The following is a 24,704-nucleotide window of genomic DNA, read 5'->3' on the forward strand; positions in this document are numbered from 1 at the left end:
TCCCTGCTACACCAGACAGCGCGGCCCGAGCAGGCTCTTCAGCTCGCCGAACAGGTCGGGTGTCAGGTTCACCGGGAACGGCAGCTCGAACGTGCGCGCGACGTCGTCCTTCAGCAGCTTCAGCCGGACCTCGGTCTCGCCCTGGTGCCGTCCGAGCACTGCGGCGAGCTCCGTCACCGTGGAGGTGGTGGCCTGCCGCTCCGGCAGCGACAACGTGAGCGGACCGGAGCCCATCGCGTCGCCGATCGCCGGCTGGAACATGCTCACCGCGTGCAGGGCCTTGCCGTCGTCGCGGACGTTCACGCGCCCGCGCAGGACCACGATCGAGTCGGCCACGAGCGACGGTCCGAACTCCTGGTAGGTCTTGCCGAGGAACATCACGCCGATCTGGCCGCCGAAGTCCTCGATGTCGACGATGCCGTACGGGTTGCCGCTCGTCTTCGCCACCCGGTGCTGCACGCTCGTCAACAGCCCCGCGACCGTGACGGTCTCCCCCTCGACCGAGTCGTCGGCCGCGATGAGGTCGGCGATGGTGATCGACTGGTGCTTCGCGAGCTCGATCTCGAGACCCGCGAGCGGGTGGTCAGAGACGTAGAGCCCCAGCATGTCGCGCTCGAACGCGAGCTTGTCGCGCTTGGACCACTCCGGACGGTCGGGCACCTGCGACACCGGACCGGTGGCCGGCGACTCCTCGGCGACCTCGGCGAACAACGAGTCGAAGTCGAAGCCGACGTTGCCGTGGGCCTCGTCGCGCTTGACCTTGACGGCGCCTTCGACCGCGCCCTCGTGGATCTCGACCAGGGCGCGGCGGGAGTCGCCGAACTCGTCGAAGGCACCCGCCTTGATGAGCGACTCGACGGTCCGCTTGTTCGCCGACGAGATCGGGATCTTGCGCAGGAAGTCGTGGAACGACTCGAACGCGCCCTTGTCGGTGCGGGCCTTCACGATGTCGTCGACGACGTTGAACCCGACGTTGCGGATCGCACCCATGCCGAACCGGATGTCCTCACCGACAGCGGCGAAGAAGCCGATCGACTCGTTGACGTCCGGCGGCATGACCTTGATGCCCATGCGGCGGCACTCGTTCAGGTACAACGCGAGCTTGTCGCGGGCATCGCCCACCGAGGTGAGCAGCGCCGCCATGTACTCGGCCGGGTAGTGCGCCTTGAGGTAGGCGGTCCAGAACGAGACGACACCGTACGCGGCGGAGTGCGCCTTGTTGAAGGCGTAGTCGGAGAACGGCAGCAGGATGTCCCACAGCATCTTGATCGCCGCGGCCGAGTAGCCGTTGTCCAACATGCCCTTCTCGAAGCCCGCGTACTGCTTGTCGAGCTCGGACTTCTTCTTCTTGCCCATCGCGCGGCGGAGGATGTCCGCCTGGCCGAGGGAGAACCCCGCGACCTTCTGCGCGATGGCCATGACCTGCTCCTGGTAGATGATCAGGCCGTAGGTCCCGCCGAGGATCTCCGCCAGGGGCTCTTCGAGCTCCGGGTGGATCGGCGTGATCGCCTGCTCGCCGTTCTTGCGGAGCGCGTAGTTCGTGTGCGAGTTCGCACCCATGGGGCCCGGACGGTACAGGGCGATGAGCGCGGAGATGTCCTCGAAGTTGTCGGGCTTCATCAGGCGCAGCAGCCCGCGCATCGGCCCGCCGTCGAGCTGGAAGACACCGAGTGTGTCACCGCGCTGCAGGAGCGCGTACGCCTCGGGGTCCTCGAGTCCCATGGTCTCGAGGTCGAGCTCGATGCCACGGTTGTTCTTGATGTTGTCGAGGGCGTCACTGATGATCGTGAGGTTGCGGAGCCCCAGGAAGTCCATCTTGATCAGGCCGAGCGACTCCGCTGCCGGGTAGTCGAACTGCGTGACGACCTGGCCGTCCTGCTCCCGCTTCATGATCGGGATGATGTCGATGAGCGGATCGCTCGACATGATGACGCCGGCCGCGTGCACGCCCCACTGGCGCTTCAGCCCCTCGAGCCCGAGCGCGGTGTCGAAGACGGTCTTCGCCTCGGGGTCGTTCTCGACCACGGTGCGGACGTCGACGGCTTCCTTGTAGCGCGGGTGGTCCTTGTCGAAGATCCCGGTGAGCGGGATGTCCTTGCCCATCACGGGCGGCGGCATCGCCTTGGTGAGCTTCTCGCCCATGCCGAACGGGAACCCGAGGACGCGCGAGGAGTCCTTCAGCGCCTGCTTCGCCTTGATCGTGCCGTACGTGACGATCTGCGCGACGCGCTCCGACCCGTACTTCTCGGTGACGTACTTGATCGCCTCACCGCGGCGCCGGTCGTCGAAGTCGACGTCGAAGTCGGGCATCGAGACGCGGTCCGGGTTCAGGAACCGCTCGAAGATCAGGCCGTGCCGGATCGGGTCGAGGTCGGTGATGCGCATCGCGTACGCGACCATCGAGCCGGCACCGGAACCACGGCCGGGACCGACGCGAATGCCGTTGTTCTTCGACCACAGGATGAAGTCGGAGACCACGAGGAAGTACCCCGGGAACCCCATCTGGTTGATGATGCCGACCTCGTAGTCGGCACGCTCCTGCACCTCGGCCGGGATGCCGTCCGGGTACCGGTAATCCAGCCCCTTCGCGACCTCCTTCTCGAACCAGGAGTGCTCGGTCTCGCCCGCCGGCACCGGGAACTTCGGCATGTAGTTCGCCGAGGTGTCGAACTCGACGTTGCACCGCTCGGCGATGAGCAGCGTGTTGTCGCAGGCCTCGGGGTTGTCGCGGAAGACGTGCCGCATCTGCTGCGGGGACTTCAGGTAGAACTCGTCGGCGTCGAACTTGAACCGGTTCGGGTCGTTCAGCGTCGAACCCGACTGCACGCAGAGCAGGGCGGCGTGCGACTTGGCGTCGTGCGAGTGCGTGTAGTGCAGGTCGTTCGTGCCGACCAGCGGGATGTCGAGGTCCTTCGCCAGCCGGATCAGGTCGCTCATGATCCGACGCTCGATCTCGAGTCCGTGGTCCATGACCTCGGCGAAGTAGTTCTCCTTGCCGAAGATGTCGCGGTAGTCGGCGGCGGCCTTGACGGCTTCGTCGTACTGGCCGAGGCGCAGGCGCGTCTGGACCTCGCCCGACGGGCACCCCGTCGTGGCGATGATGCCCTCGTGGTACTCCTCGAGCAGCTCGATGTCCATGCGCGGCTTGAAGTAGTAGCCCTCGAGCGACGCCTTCGACGACAGCCGGAACAGGTTGTGCATGCCCGTCGTGTTCTCGGCGAACATCGTCATGTGCGTGTACGAGCCAGCACCGGAGACGTCGTCCCCACCGCCGTCGCCCCACCGCACACGGGTCTTGTCCGTGCGGTGCGTCCGGGGGGTGATGTACGCCTCGGTCCCGATGATCGGCTTGACGCCGCCGGCCTTGGCGGCCTTCCAGAACTCGAAGGCGCCGAACATGTTGCCGTGGTCGGTCACCGCCACGGCCGGCATGCCCTGCGCAGCGGTCTCCTGCACGAGGTCGCCGAGCCTGGCAGCGCCGTCGAGCATCGAGTACTCGCTGTGCACGTGCAGGTGGACGAAGGAGTCGGAATCCGCCACGGAACCTCCGGTCGAACGAGCTGCTTGCGGGACGCGAACAGCCTAACCGCGACCGCGGACAAATCCGCGCGTGTCCGAGCGGTCCGATGCCGAGGTCGCACGACAAGCCGGGCGCAGTCCGGCGAGGGTGCAGGAACGTGTCCGCACGGCGGTGGAGCCCGCACGCGGCGGACGGGAGGCACGGGGCGGCGTCGCCACGGGCCTCCCGTCCGGGGTGTGAACGTGACGGATGCGGCACGCCCGTCGCTCCCCCGTCGAGGTTCCACAACACGCCGCGTGCGCTCCGCCGGGGTTCCACAGACCGACGCACAGCGCGCCGACATGCCGAGATTTCGGAACCTCGGCGACCGACGCGACGACGCGAACCACGCGACCGGCGCGCGCGCTTCAGGACGAAGCGGCTCGGATGCGGTCGAGCGCGAGGCGCAGGTCGTCGGGGTACTCCGCCTGGAACGACACCCACTCGCCGGTGCGCGGGTGGTCGAAACCGAGTCGCACGGCGTCGAGCCACTGGCGGGTCAGCCCGAGCTCCTGCGCCAGGACCGGGTCGGCGCCGTACATCGTGTCGCCGACCAGCGGGTGGCGGGTCGCGGCCATGTGCACGCGGATCTGGTGGGTGCGCCCGGTCTCGAGGTGCACCTCGAGCAGGGTCGCCGACCGGAACGCCTCGAGGGTCTCGTAGTGGGTGACGCTCGGCTTGCCGTCGGCGGTGACCGCGAACTTCCAGTCGCTCGACGGGTGCCGGCCGATCGGGGCGTCGACGGTGCCGGAGGTCGGGTCGGGGTGCCCCTGCGCGAGTGCGTGGTAGACCTTCTCGACCGTGCGCTCCTTGAACGCCCGCTTGAGGTGGGTGTACGCGAGCTCGGTCTTCGCGACGACCATGAGTCCCGACGTGCCGACGTCGAGGCGGTGCACGATGCCCGCACGCTCGGCGGCGCCCGAGGTCGCGATGGTGAACCCAGCTGCGGCGAGGCCCCCGGGCACAGTCGGGCCGTCCCAGCCGGGCGAGGGGTGTGCGGCGACGCCGACGGGCTTGTCGACGACGACGATGTCCTCGTCGTCGTGCACGATCGTCATCCCGGGCACGGCCGCCGGCACGATGCGCGGCGGCTCCTTCGGGGACCACTCGACCTCGAGCCACGAGTCGGCGTGCAGGCGGTCGGACTTGTCGACGGGGACGCCGTCGACCCGGACCCCACCGGCGGCGACCACGTCGGCCGCGAACGAGCGGCTGAACCCGAGGAGCTTCGCGATGGCGGCGTCGACACGCTCGCCGGCGAGCCCGTCGGGGACGGGAAGGGAACGCGACTCGCTCACGTGGCGTCGTGCCCCAGCGCGTCGCGCCGGTCGCCGTCGTTCGGCCTGGAGGCGCGGGTCGGCTCGTCGACAGCAGCGTCAGCTGACGAGAACGCGGCCCCACCGTCGAGCGGCTCCGTCGTGTCCGCCTGCGCAGCGCGCTTGGCGGACACCGTGCGGGACCCGTCGAGGTTCACCCCGAGGATCACCAGCAGCACGAAGACCACCATGCTGATGCAGATGAACGAGTCGGCGACGTTGTAGATGGCCGGCATCATCCACGGCGTCGAGATGAAGTCGACCACGTGGCCGCGGCCGAAGCCGGGCTCACGGAAGAGTCGGTCGATCAGGTTGCCGAGCGCGCCGCCCAGCAGCATGCCGAGCACGACGGCCCACCACATCGACCGGATCCGACGCGAGTAGATGATGATCGCGACGACGACCGCCGCCGAGATGATCGAGAACACCCACGTCATGTTCACCGCGAAGGAGAACGCAGCCCCGGGGTTCCGGACGTACAGGAACTGGAGCGCCCCGCCCAGGATCGGGACGGGGGTGCCGTACGGCAGGTTCGCGACGACCAGTGCCTTCGCGACCTGGTCGAACGCCACCACCACGACAGCGGCGAAGGCCAGTGCCGCGATAGCGCGGACACTGACCTTCGCTCGTGATGCTGGTCGCGACAACGTCAGTTGCCGAAGCCCTGCGCCGATGCCGGCGCCGGGGTGAGACCGGACTGCTCGTTCGAGGAGTCGAGCTCGGAGAGCTGCCCCTGGATGTAGCTCTTGAGCTGGGCGCGGTAGTCGCGCTCGAACGTCCGGAGCTCGTCGATCTTGCCCTCGAGCTGGCGCTGCTCCTGCTCGAGCACCTGGACACGCTGACGGTTCGTGTTCTCGGTGTCGGCGATGATCTGGCGCTGCTTGGCCTCGGCCTCGGAGACGAGACGCGCTGCCTGGGCGGTGCCCTCGGCGATGAGCGCGTCGCGCTTCTCGACGCCTTCGCGGACGTGCTCCTCGTGGAGACGACGCGCGAGCGTCAGGAGGTTCGTGGTGCCCTCGGTGTCCTCGTCCGCCGGGACCGTGGTCGCCGGGGCGGCCGCTGCGACCGGAGCGGGCTCGGGAGCCGCCTCGACCGGGGCCGGCACGGGCTCCGGCTCGGGTTCTGCCGCGGGAGCGGGCTGCTCGGCCTGCGCCGACTGCGGGGCCGACTCGGCCGCCTGCAGGCGCTGGCGGAGCTCGTCGTTCTCCGCGGTCAGGCGACGCAGCTCGACCACGACCTCGTCGAGGAAGTCGTCGACCTCGTCCTGGTCGTAGCCCTCGCGGAACTTCGTCGGCTGGAACCGCTTGTTGACTACGTCTTCCGGCGTCAAAGCCATTGCCGTCACCTCAATAGAACTGCTGAACGTGTGGAACCACTTGCGTCGTGACCGAACTTACCAGTCACCACGTGTGGTGCGGATGCCGCGCCGGAGGCGAGCATCGATCCCGACCACCGTACACCGACGACGGGGAGGAACGACGACCACTGCATCGGCGCGGCGCGTGTCGCGGACCTGGATCGGGTCAGACCGCGACGGCGATGCCGTTGACGACGACCCGGGCGATGATCACGACGAGCATGACGATCGTCCAGCCGAAGTCGAGTGCCACCGGCCCCATGCGGAGCGGCGGCAGGACCCGCCGAACCGCGCGGATCGGCGGATCGGTGATCGTGTAGACGAACTCGGAGACCACGAGCAGTCCCCCGCGCGGCCGCCAGGACCGGTTGAAGTTCTGCACGAGGTCGAGCGCGAACCGCCCCCACATGACGAAGAAGTACAGCAGGAGGGCGAGGGAGATGATCCCTAGGATCACGGACACGATGGGGCTCGCTCGTCTCGGGCGAGTGCCGTCATGCGACGACGCTCACGGGCGGGTGGCCGGGGGACGGCTCAGGACTGGGCGAAGAAGTTCGCCTCGATGTCGGACTCTACCTCAGCCGGCTCACCGCTCACTGCGACGTGTGCGGGCGACAGCAGGAAGACCTTGTTGGTGACGCGCTCGATCTTGCCGTACAGGCCGAGTGACAGGCCGGAGGCGAAGTCGATCATGCGTCGGGCGTCGTTCTCGGTCATCTGCGAGAGGTTGATGATGACGGGGATCCCGTCGCGGAAGCTCTCGGCGATGGACTGGGCGTCCTTGTACTCGCGCGGGTGGACGGTGAGGATCTCGTTCATTTCCTGGACCGGGGTCGCCTTCTGTGCGGTCGTGTGCGAGCGGCGGAGCGGAGTGACCTGGGCGCCGCGCTGGTGGGTGTGCGTCTTCGCGGGAGCGGCGGCCGGGGCCGCTGCCGGAGCTGCGGCGGCCGCGGGAGCGTCCGCCGGGGCGGGGGCATCCTGCGGTGCTGCGGCCGGAGTGGCGGGAGCCTGCTGGCGCGCGGGCGCGGCCTGCTGCGGCTGCTCGTCCTCGTAGTCGAGTTCCTCGTCGGCGAGGCCGAGGTAGACCATCGTCTTCTTCAGCGGGTTGGCCATGGTTCCTCCGGAGGTTGGTGCACGTGGATGCCCTGCAACGAGGCTAGGGTGCCGCCGGCCGATTTCCCGTGATTGCGGTACCGATCCGCAGGTGTGTCGCGCCCTCGAGCACGGCGTCGGCGTAGTCGCCGCTCATGCCGGCCGAGATGTCGGTGGCGCCGGGCTCGAGCGCCACGACCCGGTCCGAGATCGCCCGCAGCCGAGCGAACGCCGCACGGGGCTCCTCGTCCAGCGGCGCGACGGCCATGACCCCGCGCAACCGGATGGTGCCGGTCTCGAGCACGCGTGCGGCCATCGCTTCGACGTCGTCCGGTTGCACGCCGCCGCGGCCGGGGTCGTCGGTCAGGTTGACCTGCACGAACCCGTCGATGACCGGTGGATCCGGCTCGGCCTCGGTCGGCGCGAAGGCATCCACGACCGACGTGCGGTCGAGGGACTGCACGACGTGCGCGTAGCGACGGACCTGCCGGGCCTTCTTCGACTGCAGCTGCCCGATGAAGTGCCAGGTCAGGCCGAGGTCGGCGAGCTCCGCGGCCTTGGCCTGTGCCTCCTGGTGGCGGTTCTCACCCACGTCGGTGACGCCGAGTGACGCCAGCGCACGGACGAGGGACGCCGGGTGGTACTTCGTGACGACGATCAGCGTGAGGTCGTCGGCCGAGCGCCCTGCGGCGCGCGCCGCGTCGGCGATGCCACTTCTGACGGACGCGAGACGCGCCTCCAGTCCGTCGTCGTGGGACGAGGCGGACGGGAGGCGCGGATCACCTGCCATGGAGCGGTTACTTCAGGAAGTCGGGGACGTCGAGCTCGTCGTCGTCGTCGAACGCCGGGTCGGCGGCGCGCTGCACCGGCGGCTGGTGTTCCTGCGAGGCCCAGGAGGGGCTCGACGTGCTGGAGTCCTCGATCGCACCGGTCGAGGCGGCGACGGGGGCCGTCGCGCTCGACTCGGGGTCGACGTAGCTCGAGCGACGCTCCTTCTGCTGCTGCGCCGGCTCGCCGCCGTCGAAGCCCGCGGCGATGACGGTCACGCGGACCTCGTCGCCGAGGGTGTCGTCGATGACCGCACCGAAGATGATGTTCGCCTCGGGGTGCACGGCTTCCTGCACCAGCCGCGCGGCGTCGTTGATCTCGAAGATGCCGAGGTTCGAGCCACCCTGGATCGAGAGCAGCACACCGTGCGCTCCGTCGATCGAGGCCTCGAGCAGCGGGGACGCGACGGCGAGCTCGGCGGCCTTGATGGCACGGTCGGCGCCGCGCGACGAGCCGATGCCCATGAGCGCGGAACCCGCACCCTGCATGACGGACTTGACGTCGGCGAAGTCGAGGTTGATGAGACCCGGGGTGGTGATGAGGTCGGTGATGCCCTGCACGCCGGCGAGGAGCACCTGGTCGGCCGTGGCGAAGGCCTCGACCATCGAGATGCCGCGGTCGCTGATCTCGAGCAGGCGGTCGTTCGGCACGACGATGAGCGTGTCGACCTCGTCCTTGAGCCCGGCGACACCGTTCTCGGCCTGGGACTGGCGACGCTTGCCCTCGAAGCTGAACGGCTTCGTGACGACGCCGATGGTGAGGGCGCCGATCGACTTGGCGATGCGGGCGACGACGGGCGCACCACCCGTGCCGGTCCCACCGCCTTCACCGGCGGTCACGAAGACCATGTCGGCACCGGCGAGGGCCTCTTCGATCTCCTCGGCGTGGTCCTCGGCGGCACGACGGCCGACCTCAGGGTCCGCGCCGGCGCCGAGGCCGCGGGTGATCTCGCGGCCGACGTCGAGCTTGACGTCGGCGTCGCTGAGCAGGAGCGCCTGCGCGTCGGTGTTGATCGCGATGAACTCGACGCCACGGAGGCCGAGTTCGATCATCCGGTTGACGGCGTTGACGCCGCCGCCGCCGACACCGACGACCTTGATGACGGCGAGGTAGTTGTGGTTCGTGGTCACGTCAGTCAGGCCTCCGGTTGAACCCTCAACCTCTACTTGAAGTTCAGGGGCAATGCTGGTAGATGTGGTGCTGGCTTCGACGCTACGGGTGGGTTCCGCGCACTGTCGCCCCGCCACGCCGCGTGTCGCCGATCAGGTCGGCAATTCAGTCCTTCGCGCGGATCACGCCGTTGTCCGGTGCGGACACGTCGTACTCGACCACGACACCCGGGTTCCGCGCCGCGTGGTCCTTCACCAGGGCGGCGAGCAGCGCGGCCTTCGCCTCGGAGTCGTCGGGGCTCCCCCACACGACGGTCGAGCCGTCCTTGAGCGTCAGGGTCACGTCGTCGGCGGTGGACCCGGCGACCCGCGTGACCTGCGATCGGACGGTCGACGGCAGCGCCAGCACGACCTCGGTCATCGTGCGGAAGCTCGAGGACCCGAGGCGCGCACGGGCGATGTCGGCGAGCGGCATGGTGGCTGGACGCTGCGGCGACGACTGCACGACGATGCCGGCCGGGTCGACGAGGTCGAACGAGCTGCCGGACTTCACGGCGACGACGGGCGTGCGCTCGGTCACCGTCACGACGAGGGTGTGCGGCGGGGCCTCTTCGGTCACGTAGCTCTCGATGAGCGGGAAGCCGGCGATGTCCTGCTTGATCTCGTCGAAGTCGAGCCGCGCGAGCGGGGTGCCGATCTGGTCGGACAGGGCCTGCCGCAGCGCGGTCTCGTCGACGCGGTTGGTGCCCTTGACCTCGATCGTCCGCAGGGCCATCAGCGGCGAGAACACCGCCACCAGGATCGAGACGCCGAGCACGAGCACGATGCCGGCCGCGGTGATCCACGCGGCACGACGGTGGCGGCTGCGCCGGGTGAACCGCCGCACCTCGGCCCGCTCGAGCAGGCGACGGCGACGCTTCGCGATGCGCGCCTCACGCGCGGTCTCGGCAGCGCGGACGCCGGCACCGATGGGTGCGTCGTCGTGCTGGACCGGCCGGGAGGCACTGCCCGCGTCGAGCACGTCGGTCACGGTCGCGTCGTGCTCGCGTGCACTGCCCGCCGCGCCCCCGGACGGTCGTCGCGCCCCGTCTCCTCGGGGCGCGTTGCCCGCGTCGGGGCGCGGGTCGCGGTGCTCCTCGTCCGGTGTGTACTCGCGCAGGCGGTCGGCGACGGCACCGAAGCCGGCGCCGACGCGGCGGCCGGCCGCGCCCGCGAGGGCGCCGACGCGGTCGCGCGTCGAGTCGGCGGCATCTGTGGTCGGATCCGCGCCCGCGGACGGCCGTCGCGCCCCGGTGCTCGGGGGCGCACCGACCGCTGGGGGGCGCGATCCGGAGGAACCGGGTGCGGGAGTGACGGCCGGGGCCTCGTCGACCGCAGCCGACTCGTCGGGAGTGGGACGGGCCTCCCGGTCGTCGGGTGTGCGCCCACGGAAGGGGAGCCGCGGCATCGAGGGGCCACGACGCTGCCGGGGCGCGTCGGCGCCCTCGACCGGGGCGTCCCTGCGGGCGTCCCCCTCGTCGAACCCCTCGGGTCGCCTCACCGGCCCAACGCTCCCAACACCTGCGGGATGATCCGGTACACGTCACCGCAGCTGAGCGTCATGATGATGTCGCCGTCGCGGGCGACCGCGGCGGCACGGGCGGCGGCCTCGTCCCAGTCCGGCAGGAACTCCACGCGGGACTGGTCGGCGAAGCGCTCCTGCACCAGGGCGCCGGTGACGCCGGGCTCCGGGTCCTCGCGCGCGCCGTAGACGTCGAGGACCACCGTGTGGTCGGCGAGCTCCTCGTAGACCCGCGCGAAGTCACCGGCCATCAGACGGGTGCGGGAGTACAGGTGGGGCTGGTGGATCGCGATGATGCGGCCGTCGCCGACGACGTTGCGGGCGGCCTTGAGCGCCGCGGCGACCTCGGTCGGGTGGTGCGCGTAGTCGTCGTAGACCGACACCCCGCGCTCGACACCGTGCAGTTCGAAGCGGCGCTGGGTGCCGCCGAAGGCCTCGAGCCCGCGGATCGCGTCGGCGGCGCTCACTCCCAGACCGGTCAGGACCGCGAAGGCACCGACGGCGTTGATCGCGTTGTGCCGGCCCGGCACGCGGAGGGTCAGGTGGTGTGCCTCGCCGCCGGCGCGGAACGCGACCTCGACGCCCGCGGACTCGATGATCCGCTCGATGCGCACGTCGGCGTCGACGGCCTCGCCGAAGGTGACGACCTCGGGGGCGTCGGCACGCGCGCGGATGCCCGCCGTGACCGTCTTCGCACCGGCGTCGTCGCCCGAGATGACGACGCGCTCGCTCGCCTTCGCGGCGAACTCGACGAACGCCTCGGTGAAGGCCTCCTCGCTGCCGTAGTGGTCGAGGTGGTCGGCGTCGACGTTCGTGATCAGGGCCACGGCGACGTCGTAGAGCAGGAACGAACCGTCGGACTCGTCGGCCTCGACCACGAACAGGTCGCTCGAGCCCGGCGCCGAGCTCGTGCCGAGCGACTGGATGACGCCGCCGTTGACGAAGCTCGGGTCGAGGCCGAGCTCGACCATCGCGGTGACGATCATGCCGGTCGAGGTGGTCTTGCCGTGCGCGCCGGCGACCGCGACGAGGCGGTGCTCGGCGATGAGGGCGGCGAGGGCCTGGGACCGGTGCAGCACCGGCAGGCCGCGGCGCTGCGCCTCGAGCAGTTCGGGGTTGTCTGGCCAGAGCGCGCTCGTGACGACGATCGTGTCCGCGTCGCCGACGTTCGCGGCGTCGTGGCCGATGTGCACCGCGGCGCCGAGGTCGCGCATGATGCCAGTCGTCTCGGTCTCGCGGGAGTCGCTGCCCGTCACGCGGTGACCGGCGGCGAGGAACATCCGGGCGATGCCGCTCATGCCGGCGCCGCCGATGCCGACGAAGTGCACGGTGCCGAGGTCGTCCGGGATCGGCTGCGTCAGGTCCGGCTTGATGGTCATGGTTCCTCCGTGGTGCTGGCGGCGCCGTTGCCTCGTGCGGTTCCTCGTGCGGCACCTCGTTCGGTGCCTCGTGCTGCGTCCAGGACGAGGTCGGTCATCCGGTCCGCGCCGTCGCGGTGTCCGACGCTGCCCGCCCGGACCGTCATGTCCGCGATGCGGGCCCGGTCCTGCAGGATGGTCAGGAGCTGGAACGTCACCCAGTCGGGGTCGAATTCCCCGTCCGCCACGAGCACGGCTCCCCCGGCGTCGACGACGTCCTTCGCGTTGTGCCGCTGCTCGCCGTTGCCGACAGGGTACGGCACGAGCACGCTCGGCAGCCCGACCGCGGTGAGCTCGCAGACCATGCCGGCGCCGGAGCGGGACACGACGAAGTCGCTCGCCGCGTACGCCAGGTCCATCCGGTCGCAGTAGGCGAGCACGTGGTAGCCGTCGAGGTCGCTCGGACCGATGTCCGACGCAGCACCGACGACGTGCAGGACCTGCCAGCCGGCGCCCACGATGGTCGCCGCGGACTTGTTGATCGTGCGGTTGATGCTGCGGGCGCCCGAGGAACCACCCGTGACGAGGAGCACCGGGCGAGCCGGGTCGAGCCCGAACTCGGCGAGGGCCTCGGCACGGCTGGCACGGCGGTCGAGCGACTCGATCTCGCGCCGGAGCGGCATGCCTACGACCCGGCCGTGCCGCAGTCGGGTGTTCGAGAAGGTCAGGCCGACGTGCTCGGTGAGGAACGCGGCGAGGCGGTTCGCCAACCCCGGCTTCGCGTTCTGCTCGTGCACGACGATCGGGGTGCCGGTGCGCCGGGCCGCGATGTACGCCGGCGCCGCCGCGTAGCCGCCGACGCCGAGGACGACCTCGACCTCGTGCTCGCAGATGATCTGCTCGGTGCGCTTGACGGCCGCGGCGAAGCGCTGCGGGAAGCGGAGGGCCGCGCCGTTCAGCTTCCGAGGGAACGGCAGGCGCGGGATCGTCAGGAGCTCGTAGCCGCGCATCGGCACCAGGCGGGACTCGAGGCCTTCGGCGGTGCCCAGGACGAGCACCTCGGCATCCGGCTCGCGCTCGGTCAGCCGGTCGGCGACCGCGAGCAGGGGGTTGACGTGTCCGGCGGTGCCCCCGCCGGCGAAGAGGTACTTGCTCACCGGAGTCGTCCGTTCGTGGTGGTGCTGTCGAGGGGCGGATTCGTGGTGCGCGGGTCGTTCTTCCCGGGCAGGTCGCGGGCGAACGACAGCACGACGCCGATCGCCACCAGGGTCATGATGAGCGCGGACCCGCCGGCCGAGATCAGCGGCAGTGGGACGCCGAGGACCGGCAGCAGGCCGAGCACGACGGCGATGTTCACGAGCGCCTGGCCGATGATCCACGCCAGGATGCCGCCCGTGACGGTCTTCACGAACGGGTCGCGGGACTGCCGGATGATCTTGATCATGCCGACGGCGAGCACGACGAACAGGGCGAGCACGACGACGGCGCCGATCAGGCCGAGCTCCTCGCCGATGATCGCGAAGATGTAGTCGTTGTCCGCCTCGGGCAGCCACGACCACTTCGCCTTGGAGTTGCCGAGTCCGACGCCGAACACGCCACCGGACGCCAGCGCCCACATGCCGTGCACGGGCTGCCAGCACAGGTCGGCGTACTGGTTCGAGTCCGTGCAGCCGGACAGCCACGCACTGATGCGCACCTGACGGGACGACGACGCCATCGTGACGAACGGCAGCATGACCGCCATCGCCGCCAGGCCGACGAGCAGGTGGCGGGCGCGGGCTCCGCCGACGTAGAGCGCACCGAGGATCAGGATGAGCATGATCATCGCGGTGCCCTGGTCGCCACCGAGGATCACGAGGCCGAGCGACAGGAGCGAGGCGATCCCGATCGGGATGAACACCTCTTTCCAGTCGTCGAGCTTGTCGCGCTTGACGTACATGATCGCGCCGATGCCGAGCACCAGGCCGAGCTTGACGACCTCGGACGGCTGCGCGGTGAACGAGCCGATGCCGATCCAGTTCCGGTTGCCCTGGACGTCGATGCCGAGCGGTGTGTACACGAGGAGCTGCAGGACGAGGGCAGCACCGAGCAACCGCATCGCCCACTTCCGCCACAGCCGTGTCGGGATCCGGCTCGCGACGAGCATGAGCGGGACACCGAGGACCGCGTACAGACCCTGGCGGGACGCTGCGCCGAAGAAGTCGTGCGTCGCGGCGTACTGCTCGACGCTCGACGACGACAGGACCATCACGACGCCGAAGACGACCAGGAAGAGCGTGACGCCGAGGATCGTGTAGAAGGTGCTGGACTCGGCGACGAAGACGTTCTTGACGGCGACGAGTGCACCGTTCGTGCGACGCGGGTTGCCCGTCGCCGGCGTGCTACGACTGTTCGGAAGATCCGTCGTCGCCATCGGCGTTGCCTCCCAGGTGCTCGTGGACCGCCGCCGCGAAACGACGCCCCCGGTCGGCGTAGGAGCCGAACTGGTCGAACGACGCAGCCGCCGGGGCGAGGAGGACCGTGTCGCCCGGCCTCGCGACCGATGCGGCATGCCGGACCGCCTCGGGCATGACCTGATCAGTGTCCGTCGTCTCCACCTGGAGCACCGGCACCCCGGACGCGTGTCGCGCGAATGCCTCCAGGACAGGGGTCCGGTCGGAGCCGATCACGACGACGGCACGGACCTCGGGGCCGAAGCGTGCGACGAGCCCGTCGACGTCGACGCCCTTGAACAGACCGCCGACGATCCACACCACGGTGTCGAACGAGGCGAGCGAGGCGGTGGCGGCGTGCGGGTTCGTGGCCTTCGAGTCGTCCACCCACGCGACGCCGGCCGACTCGGCCACGAGCTCCGTGCGGTGGTGGTCGGCGCGGAAGGCCCGGACGGCGGACTGGATCGCACTCGGCTGGACGGTGCCGGCACGGGCGAGGGCCGCGGCGGCCAGGACGTTCATCGTCATGTGCGGGCTGGCGAGCCCGGCGACCTCGAGGTCGGCGAGGGTCGACAGCTCGAGCGCGCTGTTCCGACGGTCCTCGTTGAAGGCGCGGTCGCACAGGACGTCCTCGACGATGCCGACGTCCCCCGGCGCGGGCACCCCCGGCGTGAAGCCGACGGCACGGCAGCCCTCGACGACGTCGGCGTCCTGCACCATGTCGCGCGTGACGTCGTCGGCGGTGTTGTAGACGCACGCCATCACGGTGCGCTCGTAGACCTTGGCCTTCGCGGCGCGGTACGCCGCGGCGGAGCCGTGCCACTCGAGGTGGTCGTCGGCGATGTTCAGGCAGGCGCTCGCGAGCGGCACGACCGCGCCGTCGCCCGAGGTCGCCATGTAGTGCAGCTGGTGGCTGGAGAGCTCGACCACGAGCACGTCGTAGCCGTCCGGGTCGCGGACGACGTCGAGCACCGGCACGCCGATGTTGCCGCAGGCCACGGCACGCAGTCCGCCGGCCTCGTACATCGCGGTCGTGAGCTGCGTCGTGGTGGTCTTGCCGTTCGTGCCCGTGATCGTGATCCACGGCGCCGCGACCGGACCGCGCACGACCTTGTCGCGCACGCGCCAGGCGAGCTCGATGTCGCCCCAGACCGTGCTGTTCCGGACGGACCACTCGACGGTCGCGTTGTGCGGCGGCAGACCGGGCGACACGATGACGACGTCCGGCGCCTGCTCCTGCAGCGCGGCCGGCACGGTGTCGAGCGGCGTCTGCACGAAGCGCGCGCCGATGACGTCGAGCAGGTCGACGTTGTCCGACGGCGCGTCGGACGAGTAGACCGTCACCGCACTGCCGAGCTCCACCAGCGTGTCGGCGACCGAGAACCCGGTCGCGCCGAGCCCGAGGACGGCGACGTTCAGGCCCTTCCACCCCTCGGAGTACCAGCTGTCGAGGGACTGGAGGCGGGAGGACGTGGACACCGGGTCAACCAACGCGTGCGATCCATTCGAGGTAGAAGAGGCCGACCCCCGCGGCGACGAAGAGCCCCGCGATGATCCAGAACCGGACGACGACCGTCACCTCGGCCCACCCCTTCAGCTCGAAGTGGTGGTGCAGCGGACTCATCCGGAAGATCCGCTTGCCGTGGGTGATCTTGAAGTACGCCCGCTGCAGGATGACCGAGCCGGTGACGATGAAGAACAGGCCACCGATCAGGATGAGCAGGAGCTCGGTGCGGCTGAGGATCGCGAGACCCGCCAGCGCCCCACCGAGGCCGAGCGAACCGGTGTCGCCGAGGAAGATCTGCGCCGGCGAGGTGTTGTACCAGAGGAACCCGATGAGCCCACCGCAGACCGCGGCCGCGACGACCGCCAGGTCGAGCGGGTTGCTCACGGTGTAGCAGGCGTGCTCCGTGCTCGCGTCGAGACGGGCGCCGCCGCAGATCTGGTTGGACTGCCAGAAGCCGATGATGACGTACGAGCCGATCGCCAGGATGCTCGAGCCGGTCGCGAGACCGTCGAGCCCGTCCGCGACGTTGACGCCGTTCGACGTCGACACCGTGAGCAGCACGATCCAGGCCAGGAACAGCACGGTGCCGATGACCGTGCCGAGCGCCATGAAGTCGAGCCACGGGATGTCCCGGATCGCCGAGATCATGGTCGACGCCGGGGGCTTGCCGTTCGACGTCGGCACCACCAGGGCGACCGTGGCGAAGATGACACCGACGATGACCTGGCCGAGGACCTTGGCCCATCCGCCGAGCCCGAGGCTCCGCTGGCGCCGGACCTTGAGGAAGTCGTCGATGAACCCGACGAAGCCCAGCCCCACCATGAGGAACAGCACGAGCAGGCCGGACAGGGTGATCGAGTCACGTCCGACCAGGTGGCCGACGAAGTAGCCGATCACGGCGCCGATGATGAGGACGATGCCGCCCATCGTCGCGGTGCCGCGCTTGGTGTGGTGCGACTGCGGACCGTCGTCACGGATGAACTGCCCCCACCCGAGACGGTGGAACAGCTTGATGAAGAACGGGGTGAGCAGCAACGTGAACACCAGCGACGTAGCGCCGGCGATGAGGAGCGCGATCATTCGGTGACACCTCCGAGGCGGTCGCCGAGGAATCGCAGTTCGGCCGACTTCGAGGACTTGACCAGGACCACGTCGCCGGGGCGGAGCATGTCCTGGAGTGACCGGACGGCGTCGTCGACGTCCTCGATGAACACCGATTCGCCGTCCCACGATCCCTCGAGGGTGGCGGCCTGGTGGATGGGCATCGCGCCGCGGCCGACGACCACGAGCTGTCCGATGCCGAGACGGACGACGAGCCGACCGATGCGGTCGTGCTCCTCGGTCGAGAACTCGCCGAGCTCGGCCATCTCGCCGAGCACGGCGACGGTCCGCTCCCCCGGACGCACGATCTGCGCCAGGGTCCGCAGCGCCGCCGCGGTCGAGTCCGGCGACGCGTTGTAGGCATCGTTGATGACGGTGACGCCCTCGGGGCCGCCCTGCAGCAGCTCCATGCGCCAGCGCTCGGCGCGCGTCATCGACGCGAGCGCCGCGGCGCCGTCGGCGAGCGGGACGCCCCAGCGGTGGGCGACCGTCAGGGCCGCGGCCGCGTTCATCGCGTGGTGCTCACCCAGGATCGCGAGGCGCACGTCCACGTGATCCGGGCCTCCAGGCTGGCTACGGTCCGTCGGACGGTCGCCTTCCTGATCGACGGGAGGCGCGGTGAGGGTGAAGCGGGTGCCGCTGCGGTCCGTCTCGATGCCGGTGATGCGGTAGTCGGCATCCGCCGACGTGCCGAAGCCGACCACCTGGGCGGCCGTCAGGTCGCGCATCGACGCGACCCGGTCGTCGTCGACGTTGAGCAGTGCGGTCGCGGAGGCAGGCAGGTCGGTGACCATCTCGGACTTCGCGCGCTGCGTCGCCTCGATGCCGCCGAACTCGCCGGCGTGCGCCAGGCCCACCTTGAGCACGACACCGACGTCCGGCTCGGCGATGCGGACGAGCGCCGCGATGTGGCCGACGCCACTGGCCCCCATCTCGACGACCAGGAACCGGGTGTCGTACGTGACCCGGAGCATCGAGATCGGTGCCCCGACGTGGTTGTTGAAGGACCCCTGGGGCGCGACGGTCTCGCCGTGCTGCTCGAGGATCGTCCGGAGCATGTTCTTCGTGCTCGTCTTGCCGTTCGAGCCGGTGATGCCGACGACCTTGAGCGGTGCCGGACGCCCCTCGGCGTCGACGCGGTCGGCGGATGCCATCCGGACCCGGGTGACGACCTCGTGCGCGAGCGCGGCGAGTGCTGCGTAGCCGTCCGCGACGACGACCTGCGGCGCGGTGGTCTCGACGCGCTCGGGCGTGATGACCAGCGCGGCACCCGCCTCGGTCGCGGCGGGCACGAAGCGGCGCCCGTCCGTGACCTCGCCGGGCAGGGCGAAGAAGACACTGCCGGGGCGGACCAGGCGTGAGTCGGTCTCGACCGACCCCTCCACCACCAGGTCGCCGGGCTCGGCGACGTCGGTCGCCTGGGCACCACCGATCAGCTCGCCGCCGACCGCGGTGGCGATCTCGGCGAGGGTGAGCGCGATCATCGGAGGTCCTCGGCCGGACCGGAGTTCGGCTCCCAACCGGCTTCGCGCAGGGCCTGACGGGCCTCGTCGCGTGCCGAGTAGGGGGTGCGGACCCCGGCGATGTCGCGGTAGTCCTGGTGGCCCGGGCCGGCCCAGAGGATGGAGTCGCCCTCGCCGAGCAGGCCGACGGCCAGGCGGATGGCGGCCTCGGGCGGGCTCACCTCGTGCAGCTCGTGGTCCGGGAACGCCTCGCGCGCGGCGTCGACCAGGGTCTTCCGGATCGACGCGGCGTCCTCGAAGCGGGGGTGGTGGTCGGTGACGACGAGGATGTCGCTGCCGGCCGCCGCGACGCGGGCCATGTCGCCGCGCTTCGTGGTGTCGCGGTCGCCGTCGGCGCCGAACAGCATGAGGACCTTGCCGGAGGTGAACTGGCGGACGGCAGCGAGGGTGTTCTCGAACGCGTCGGCGCTGTGGCCGAAGTCGACGTAGACGCTCGGGCCGTGCTCGCCCGAGACCCGCTCGGTCCGGCCGGGCAGGTAGCACTCGATGGCGGAGACGCGGCGCACGGCGCCGTCGCGGTCACGGTCGCTTCGCGCCTCGTGCTCGTCGCGGTCGTCTTCGTCCGGGTAGCGGCGGTGGTTGCTGTCGAGCGCGTGCGCGATGGCACCGAGCTCGAAGCCGCCCTCGACCAGCATGACGATCGCCAGTGCGGCGTTCGCGGCCATGTGCCAGCCGATCAGGGGCACACGGGTGGTGAGCTCGCGGCCCTCGGGACCGGTCAGGCGGAACTCGGTGTACGCGGCGTGCGCCTCGACGATGTCGACGTGCCACTCGGCCTCGACGTCCGGGTGCACGGTGATCGTCGTGACCGGGATGCGGGAGTCCTGCACCACGCGGTGGCCCCAGTCGGTGTCCAGCGAGACGACGCCGCGACGGGCGTGCTCGGGCTGGAACAGCGGGAGCTTCGCCTGGTAGTACTCCTCCATGTCGGCGTAGTCGTCGAGGTGGTCGTGCGACAGGTTCGTGAAGGCCGCGACGTCGAAGACGATGCCGTCGACCCGGTGGCGGCTGAGGGCCTGCGCGCTCACCTCGACGGCGACCGCGCGCACCTCGCTCTCGCGCATCCGGGCGAGGAGCGCGTGCATCTCGCTGGCCTCGGGCGTGGTGAGACGGCTCGTCACGCTGAGCGTGCCGATGTGGCGCTCGGCGGTCGAGCTCAGGCCGGTGACCAGGCCGAGCTGCTTGAGGATCCCCTCGAGGATGTACGACGTGCTCGTCTTGCCGTTCGTGCCGGTGACGGCGAACAGCTGCGGCAGGTCGGTGGCCTCGTCCGGGTGGGTGCGGTAGACCCAGGCGGACACGTCGCCCAGAGCGGCACGGGGGTCGTCCACGACGAGGACCGGCAGGCCGGCCGCTCGTGCGCTCTCCACGCCCGCGTCGTCGGTCAGGACGGCGACGGCACCGCGCTCGGCGGCCTCGGTGGAGAACTCCGCGCCGTGCCGGTTCGCACCGTGCACGCCGACGAAGACGTCACCCGGCTGCACCTCGGCGGCGCTCAGCGTGACACCGGTCGTCTCGACGGCGTCGAGGGAACCGACGACGCGGAGGCCGAACGCGTTCGCGAGTTCGGCGACCGCCCTCGGGGTCGGGTGTTCGGGCCGGAGGACCGGGGGGATCCGTGCGGACAAGTGTTCCTTCTTCCTCACCACGTGGACGGGTAGAGCTTCGCCTCGGACGCGGAGGGGGCTACTCGGTACTTCTCGAGCACCTGGGACATGAGTGTGCGGAACGCCGGAGCCGCTCCGCTCGACCACTTGTTGGTCTGCGGCTTCGTGAACGTCACCGTGACAACATACTGGGGGTCTTCGGCGGGTGCCATTCCGGCCACCGAGGTGATGCGCTGACCGCCGTAGCCCTTCGAGCCCTCGGCCACCTCGGCGGTACCGGTCTTCGCGGCGATGTTGTAGCCCGAGATCGGCTTCATGCCCACGAGCGTGCCGCCCGTGACCACGCTCTGGAGCATGTCGGTGACCTGGGTCGCAGCGTCGGCGGACACGACGCGCTGCTTCTGCACGTCGGGCGCGTCGATGGTCTTGCCGTCCGAGGTGGTGCAGCCCTTGACGAAGTGCAGCGGGATCCGGACACCGTCGTTCGCGATGGTCTGGAACACGCTGGCAACCTGGACCGCGGTCGTCGAGATGCCCTGGCCGAACATCGAGTTGATGTTCGTCTGCTGGTCCCAGTTCGGGCTCGAGCCGTAGTCCATCGACGGCTGGCCCGGGTAGTCGATCGCCGACTCCGGCTCGAACAGTCCGAACTTCTGCATGTAGTCGTACCGCTGCTGCGCCGTCAGCCGCGCGCCGAGCTCGGTGATGCCGACGTTCGACGAGTTCTGCAGGATGCCCGTCAGCGTCAGGTTCTCGGTCTCGTGGAACTCGGAGTCGTGGATCGTGCCGCCCCAGGGGAAGGTGCGCGAGTACGGCACGACCGCCTGGTCGGTGGGACTCGACTTGCCCTGGTCGATCAGGGCGGCGGCGATGGCGGCCTTGATCGTCGAACCGGGCTCGTAGGAGTCGGTGAGCGCACGGGAGCCGAACGCCCCCTTGTCGGTCGTGGCGTCGACGTCGTTCGGGTCGACCGTCGGGTAGTCGGCGACCGCGAGCAGCTCGCCCGTCTTCACGCTCGTGACCGTGGCCGTCGCCGACGCCGCCTGCAGGGTCTTCGCGGCGGACGCGATGGTCTGCTGCGCCATGTACTGCAGGTCGCTGTCGATCGTCGTGACGAGCGTGCCGCCGTCCTTGGCCTGCTTCTTCGTCACGGTGCTGCCGGGCAGCTGGACGCCGTCCTCGCCGCGCTCGTACGTCTCCGAGCCGTTCGTGCCGGCGAGGCACTTGTTGTAGGCGTACTCCAGGCCGGCCTGTGCGCCGTCGGTGCCCATGAAGCCGGTGACGTTGCCCGTGGTCGCACCCGTCGGGTACACCCGCGACGCCTGCTGCTCCTTGTAGATCCACGGGATGCCGAGGTCGGTGACGGCCTCGTAGTGCTTCACGTCGAGGCCCTTGACCAGGTACGCGAAGTCCGACTTCGGGTTCGCGGCGATGTTCTTCCGCATGGTCGCGACGTCGCCACCCGAGGCCTTCGCCAGGGCGGTGAGCGCCGTCGACACGCTGATGTCCTTGACCCGGGTCCCGCCGAGCTTGCCCTTGAAGGCCTTGACCAGACGCGGGGCGGTGGTGATGTTGTACCGGGTGACGCTGTCGGCGAGTTCCGTGCCGTTGCGGTCGACGATCGACCCGCGGGTGCCGTAGATCGTCACCGGGATGCTGCGCTTCTGCGTCGACTGCTCGTTGAGGGCCGAGGCCTGCACGACCTGGATGTCGACGAGGCGGACCACGAAGACACCCACCAGGGCGATCACGGCGATCATCACGATGCTGTAGCGCAGTCGGCGGTTGCGGATCGTCTTCGTCACGCGGTGCGGTCCTTCCCGGATGGTGCTGAGGGTGGTTCAGACCCGCAGGTCACCGGGTGGAGGGCGCCTGGAGCTGGTTCGCGTCGGACTCTACGGAGGACTTCGAGGAACCCCCGTCCGACGCGCTGGCGCCGCTCGTCTTCTCAGACGCGGCGGTGCCGGTGGTGCTGTCGGCGGTGCTGTTGCCGGCGGTGTCGTCGGCCTTCGCGTCGGTACTGGCGCTGCCCGTGGTCGAGCCCGTCTCCTTGCTCGTCGACGTGTCGCCCTGCTTCGCAGCGAGGGGGACGTCGTTCAGCAGGGAGTTCGGCACCTGGTTCGAGGTCGCTGCGGTGGCCTGGTCGGCGACCGCCGGCGTCGGCGTGCCGTACACCCGGCCCGTCTTGGGGTCGAGGTACACCGGCGTGGAGTTGGCGATCATCCCGAGCGACTGCGCGTTGCGGGCCAGGTTCTGCGGCGAGTCGAGCACCCGGAGTTCCTCGGAGAGCGACTGCTGCGTGCGGGAGAGGTTCGTCTGCTCCGTGCCGAGGGCGCTCAGCGTGTAGGCCCCCTGGCTGAGCACCATGCTGATGCCGAGCTGGGCGAGCAGCAGGATGCCGAGCGCGACGACCGCCGTGACGGCGTAGCCGATGCGGGGCCGTGCACGGCGCTGGGCCGCGGTCGGCGTGACCTCGACGAGCTCCGGTCGGTGCTGACGGTCCGGGCGCGGGGCGCGGGACGGGACGACGGCGGGGTCGACGAGTGCGAGGTTCGTGCTCATGTCACTTCCGGATCCGCTCGGCCGCGCGCAGGCGCACGGGTGTTGCTCGGGGGTTGGCGGCGCGCTCGGCCTCGTCGGCCAGCTCGGCGCCCTTGACGATCAGGGAGAAGGTGGGGGCGTGCTCGGGGAGCTCGACCGGCAGCCCGGCGGGGGCGCTCGACTTCGTGCGCGCCACCAGTGCCCGCTTGACGATGCGGTCCTCGAGCGACTGGTACGACTCCACGACGATGCGACCGCCGACCGCGATGGCGTCGAGCGCCGCCGGGATCGCGCGTTCGAGGACGCTGAGTTCGGCGTTCACCTCGATGCGGAGAGCCTGGAACACGCGCTTCGCGGGGTGGCCCTGGCGCTGGATCGCGACCGGGGTCGCGTCGTGGAGCACCTGCACCAGGTCGCCCGACATCTCGAACGGCACGCTCGCGCGGCGGTCGACGATGGCCCGGGCGTAGCGGCCGGCGAGCTTCTCTTCGCCGTAGCGCTGGAAGATGCGGCGCAGTTCGCCCTCGTCGTAGGTGGCCAGGACGTCGGCGGCGGTCTGCCCCTCGGTCCGGTCCATGCGCATGTCGAGCGGGGCGTCCTGGCTGTACGCGAAGCCGCGCTCGGCCCGGTCGAGCTGCAGCGAGCTGACGCCGAGGTCGAACAGCACGCCGTCGACCTGGCGGAAGCCCTCGCCCTCGATCGCGTCGACGATGCCGTCGTACACGGTGTGCACCAGGCGGACGCGGTCGCCGAAGCGGGCCAGGCGCTCCCCCGCGATGCCGAGGGCGTCGGTGTCACGGTCGAGACCGATCAGCGTCAGGTCCGGGAACCGCTCGAGCAGCCCCTCGGAGTGTCCGCCCATGCCGAGCGTGGCGTCGACGACGACCTTGCCCGGTCCGTCGAGCGTCGGCGTGAACAGGTCGACGATGCGCTCGAGCATCACCGGCGTGTGCGGGAAGCGTGGTGTCCCGTTGTCGTTGTCGGCCATGTGCAGCCCCTCGTCTTCCGGGCCGCGGGTCCGGATCCCCATCCATGCGACCTGACATCGGGGAAGTGATGTCAGGGCTTCACGGCTGGGAGTCCCGATCCACGGATCAGAAGATCCCCGGGATCACCTCCTCGTCGTTGTCGGCGAACGCCTCTTCGGCTTCGGCGTAGTAGGCCTCCCACGCGGTGGTCGACCAGATCTCGGCACGGTCACCGCTGCCGATGACCGTCAGGTCCCGTTCGAGCCCCGCGTACTCACGGAGGTTCTGCGGGATCGTCACGCGGTTCTGCTTGTCGGGCTGCTCGGCGCTGGCCCCCGAGAGGAACAGGCGCATGTAGTCCCTGGTGCGCTTCGACGTCATCGGTGCGGTCCGGATGCGTTCGTGGAGTTCCTCGAACGTCCGGGCGCTGAAGACCACGACGCAGCGTTCCTGGCCGCGGGTCATCACAAGTCCCCCGGACAGTTCGTCCCGGAACTTGGCGGGGAGGATCACGCGACCCTTCTCGTCGAGCTTCGGGGCATGAGTACCGAGCAACACGTCGGGCCTCCCCTCCGCTCCACCGGACCGTTGCAAGCCCCACTTTACTCCACTGCCCTCCCTTCGGCCAGGATTCCGCTCCCTTTTCGCCCCGTGGCACCCCTTTTGGGGCCGTTTCGGCAGCGCCGAAGCCCGGACAGCGGTGGCGGATGCCCGTCATGCCGGGGATCTGGGCGGGTGTGGCGGCCGTGGAGGAAAGTGGAGGACTTTCGCAGCCAGTGGAGCGTCCCGTGGCGCGCCGAGGTGCGGCGGCGTGTGTCGCGCTGCTGCTCGGCGTTGCTCGGCGC

20 protein-coding genes are annotated in these 24,704 nt (G+C 70.1%); all 20 read right to left on the bottom strand.

What is annotated here, in order from left to right:
* Positions 1-6: 6 nt before the first annotated feature.
* Positions 7-3,540, bottom strand: a complete 3,534-nt coding sequence (gene dnaE / locus GVL05_RS11980) for a DNA polymerase III subunit alpha (protein ID WP_159573274.1) — start codon at positions 3,538-3,540, stop codon at positions 7-9.
* Between the two features lie 387 nt (positions 3,541-3,927).
* Positions 3,928-4,857 carry an RluA family pseudouridine synthase gene (locus GVL05_RS11985; protein ID WP_123672602.1) on the bottom strand — a complete coding sequence of 310 codons (930 nt, stop codon included), beginning with the start codon at positions 4,855-4,857 and terminating at the stop codon, positions 3,928-3,930.
* On the bottom strand, positions 4,854-5,522 hold the full coding sequence (gene lspA, locus GVL05_RS11990) for a signal peptidase II (RefSeq protein WP_260095333.1): 669 nt from the start codon (positions 5,520-5,522) through the stop codon (positions 4,854-4,856). Before lspA ends, GVL05_RS11985 begins: the two co-directional genes overlap by 4 nt.
* Positions 5,523-5,524: 2 nt before the next feature.
* A complete protein-coding gene (locus tag GVL05_RS11995) occupies positions 5,525-6,211 on the bottom strand; it encodes a DivIVA domain-containing protein (protein ID WP_165900993.1) in 687 nt (228 codons plus the stop codon).
* A 187-nt stretch (positions 6,212-6,398) separates the two neighbouring features.
* Positions 6,399-6,695 (bottom strand): YggT family protein, encoded by a 297-nt coding sequence (locus GVL05_RS12000; protein WP_111085780.1) that lies wholly within the window; start codon positions 6,693-6,695, stop codon positions 6,399-6,401.
* 71 nt (positions 6,696-6,766) lie between these two features.
* Entirely contained in the window at positions 6,767-7,345 is a 579-nt protein-coding gene (locus tag GVL05_RS12005; protein ID WP_123292468.1) for a cell division protein SepF, read from the bottom strand.
* Positions 7,346-7,388: 43 nt separating this feature from the next.
* Positions 7,389-8,114: a YggS family pyridoxal phosphate-dependent enzyme gene (locus GVL05_RS12010; protein ID WP_159573275.1), complete on the bottom strand. Its 726-nt coding sequence runs from the start codon at positions 8,112-8,114 to the stop codon at positions 7,389-7,391.
* A 7-nt stretch (positions 8,115-8,121) separates the two neighbouring features.
* The gene (gene ftsZ / locus GVL05_RS12015; protein ID WP_111085783.1) at positions 8,122-9,282 is read right to left on the bottom strand and encodes a cell division protein FtsZ; all 1,161 of its coding nucleotides are present in this window, start codon (positions 9,280-9,282) and stop codon (positions 8,122-8,124) included.
* Between the two features lie 145 nt (positions 9,283-9,427).
* Positions 9,428-10,801 carry an FtsQ-type POTRA domain-containing protein gene (locus GVL05_RS20015; protein ID WP_200849217.1) on the bottom strand — a complete coding sequence of 458 codons (1,374 nt, stop codon included), beginning with the start codon at positions 10,799-10,801 and terminating at the stop codon, positions 9,428-9,430.
* Positions 10,798-12,201, bottom strand: a complete 1,404-nt coding sequence (gene murC, locus GVL05_RS12025; protein WP_159573276.1) for a UDP-N-acetylmuramate--L-alanine ligase — start codon at positions 12,199-12,201, stop codon at positions 10,798-10,800. The genes GVL05_RS20015 and murC overlap by 4 nt, the downstream gene beginning before the upstream one ends.
* Complete coding sequence (locus GVL05_RS12030) at positions 12,198-13,337, bottom strand: glycosyltransferase (protein ID WP_235035957.1); 1,140 nt, start codon at positions 13,335-13,337, stop codon at positions 12,198-12,200. Before GVL05_RS12030 ends, murC begins: the two co-directional genes overlap by 4 nt.
* Entirely contained in the window at positions 13,334-14,593 is a 1,260-nt protein-coding gene (ftsW, locus tag GVL05_RS12035; RefSeq protein ID WP_123938312.1) for a putative lipid II flippase FtsW, read from the bottom strand. Before ftsW ends, GVL05_RS12030 begins: the two co-directional genes overlap by 4 nt.
* Positions 14,562-16,091, bottom strand: coding sequence for a UDP-N-acetylmuramoyl-L-alanine--D-glutamate ligase (gene murD / locus GVL05_RS12040; RefSeq protein WP_159573277.1), 1,530 nt, complete (start codon positions 16,089-16,091; stop codon positions 14,562-14,564). Before murD ends, ftsW begins: the two co-directional genes overlap by 32 nt.
* Before the next feature lie 4 nt (positions 16,092-16,095).
* Positions 16,096-17,199: a phospho-N-acetylmuramoyl-pentapeptide-transferase gene (mraY, locus tag GVL05_RS12045; RefSeq protein WP_123938314.1), complete on the bottom strand. Its 1,104-nt coding sequence runs from the start codon at positions 17,197-17,199 to the stop codon at positions 16,096-16,098.
* Positions 17,196-18,704 (bottom strand): UDP-N-acetylmuramoyl-tripeptide--D-alanyl-D-alanine ligase, encoded by a 1,509-nt coding sequence (gene murF, locus GVL05_RS12050; protein WP_159573278.1) that lies wholly within the window; start codon positions 18,702-18,704, stop codon positions 17,196-17,198. The genes mraY and murF overlap by 4 nt, the downstream gene beginning before the upstream one ends.
* Positions 18,701-20,371, bottom strand: coding sequence for a Mur ligase family protein (locus tag GVL05_RS12055; RefSeq protein ID WP_159573279.1), 1,671 nt, complete (start codon positions 20,369-20,371; stop codon positions 18,701-18,703). Before GVL05_RS12055 ends, murF begins: the two co-directional genes overlap by 4 nt.
* A 14-nt stretch (positions 20,372-20,385) precedes the next feature.
* Positions 20,386-22,155: a penicillin-binding protein 2 gene (locus GVL05_RS12060; RefSeq protein WP_159573280.1), complete on the bottom strand. Its 1,770-nt coding sequence runs from the start codon at positions 22,153-22,155 to the stop codon at positions 20,386-20,388.
* 49 nt (positions 22,156-22,204) lie between these two features.
* Positions 22,205-22,912, bottom strand: coding sequence for a hypothetical protein (locus tag GVL05_RS12065; protein ID WP_159573281.1), 708 nt, complete (start codon positions 22,910-22,912; stop codon positions 22,205-22,207).
* 1 nt (position 22,913) lies between these two features.
* Positions 22,914-23,879 carry a 16S rRNA (cytosine(1402)-N(4))-methyltransferase RsmH gene (gene rsmH, locus GVL05_RS12070; protein WP_123292832.1) on the bottom strand — a complete coding sequence of 322 codons (966 nt, stop codon included), beginning with the start codon at positions 23,877-23,879 and terminating at the stop codon, positions 22,914-22,916.
* Positions 23,880-23,985: 106 nt separating this feature from the next.
* Complete coding sequence (gene mraZ / locus GVL05_RS12075) at positions 23,986-24,417, bottom strand: division/cell wall cluster transcriptional repressor MraZ (RefSeq protein WP_071254530.1); 432 nt, start codon at positions 24,415-24,417, stop codon at positions 23,986-23,988.
* Positions 24,418-24,704: the final 287 nt, after the last annotated feature.

The sequence above is a fragment of the Curtobacterium sp. 18060 genome, assembly GCF_902706105.1.
GTDB lineage: Bacteria > Actinomycetota > Actinomycetes > Actinomycetales > Microbacteriaceae > Curtobacterium.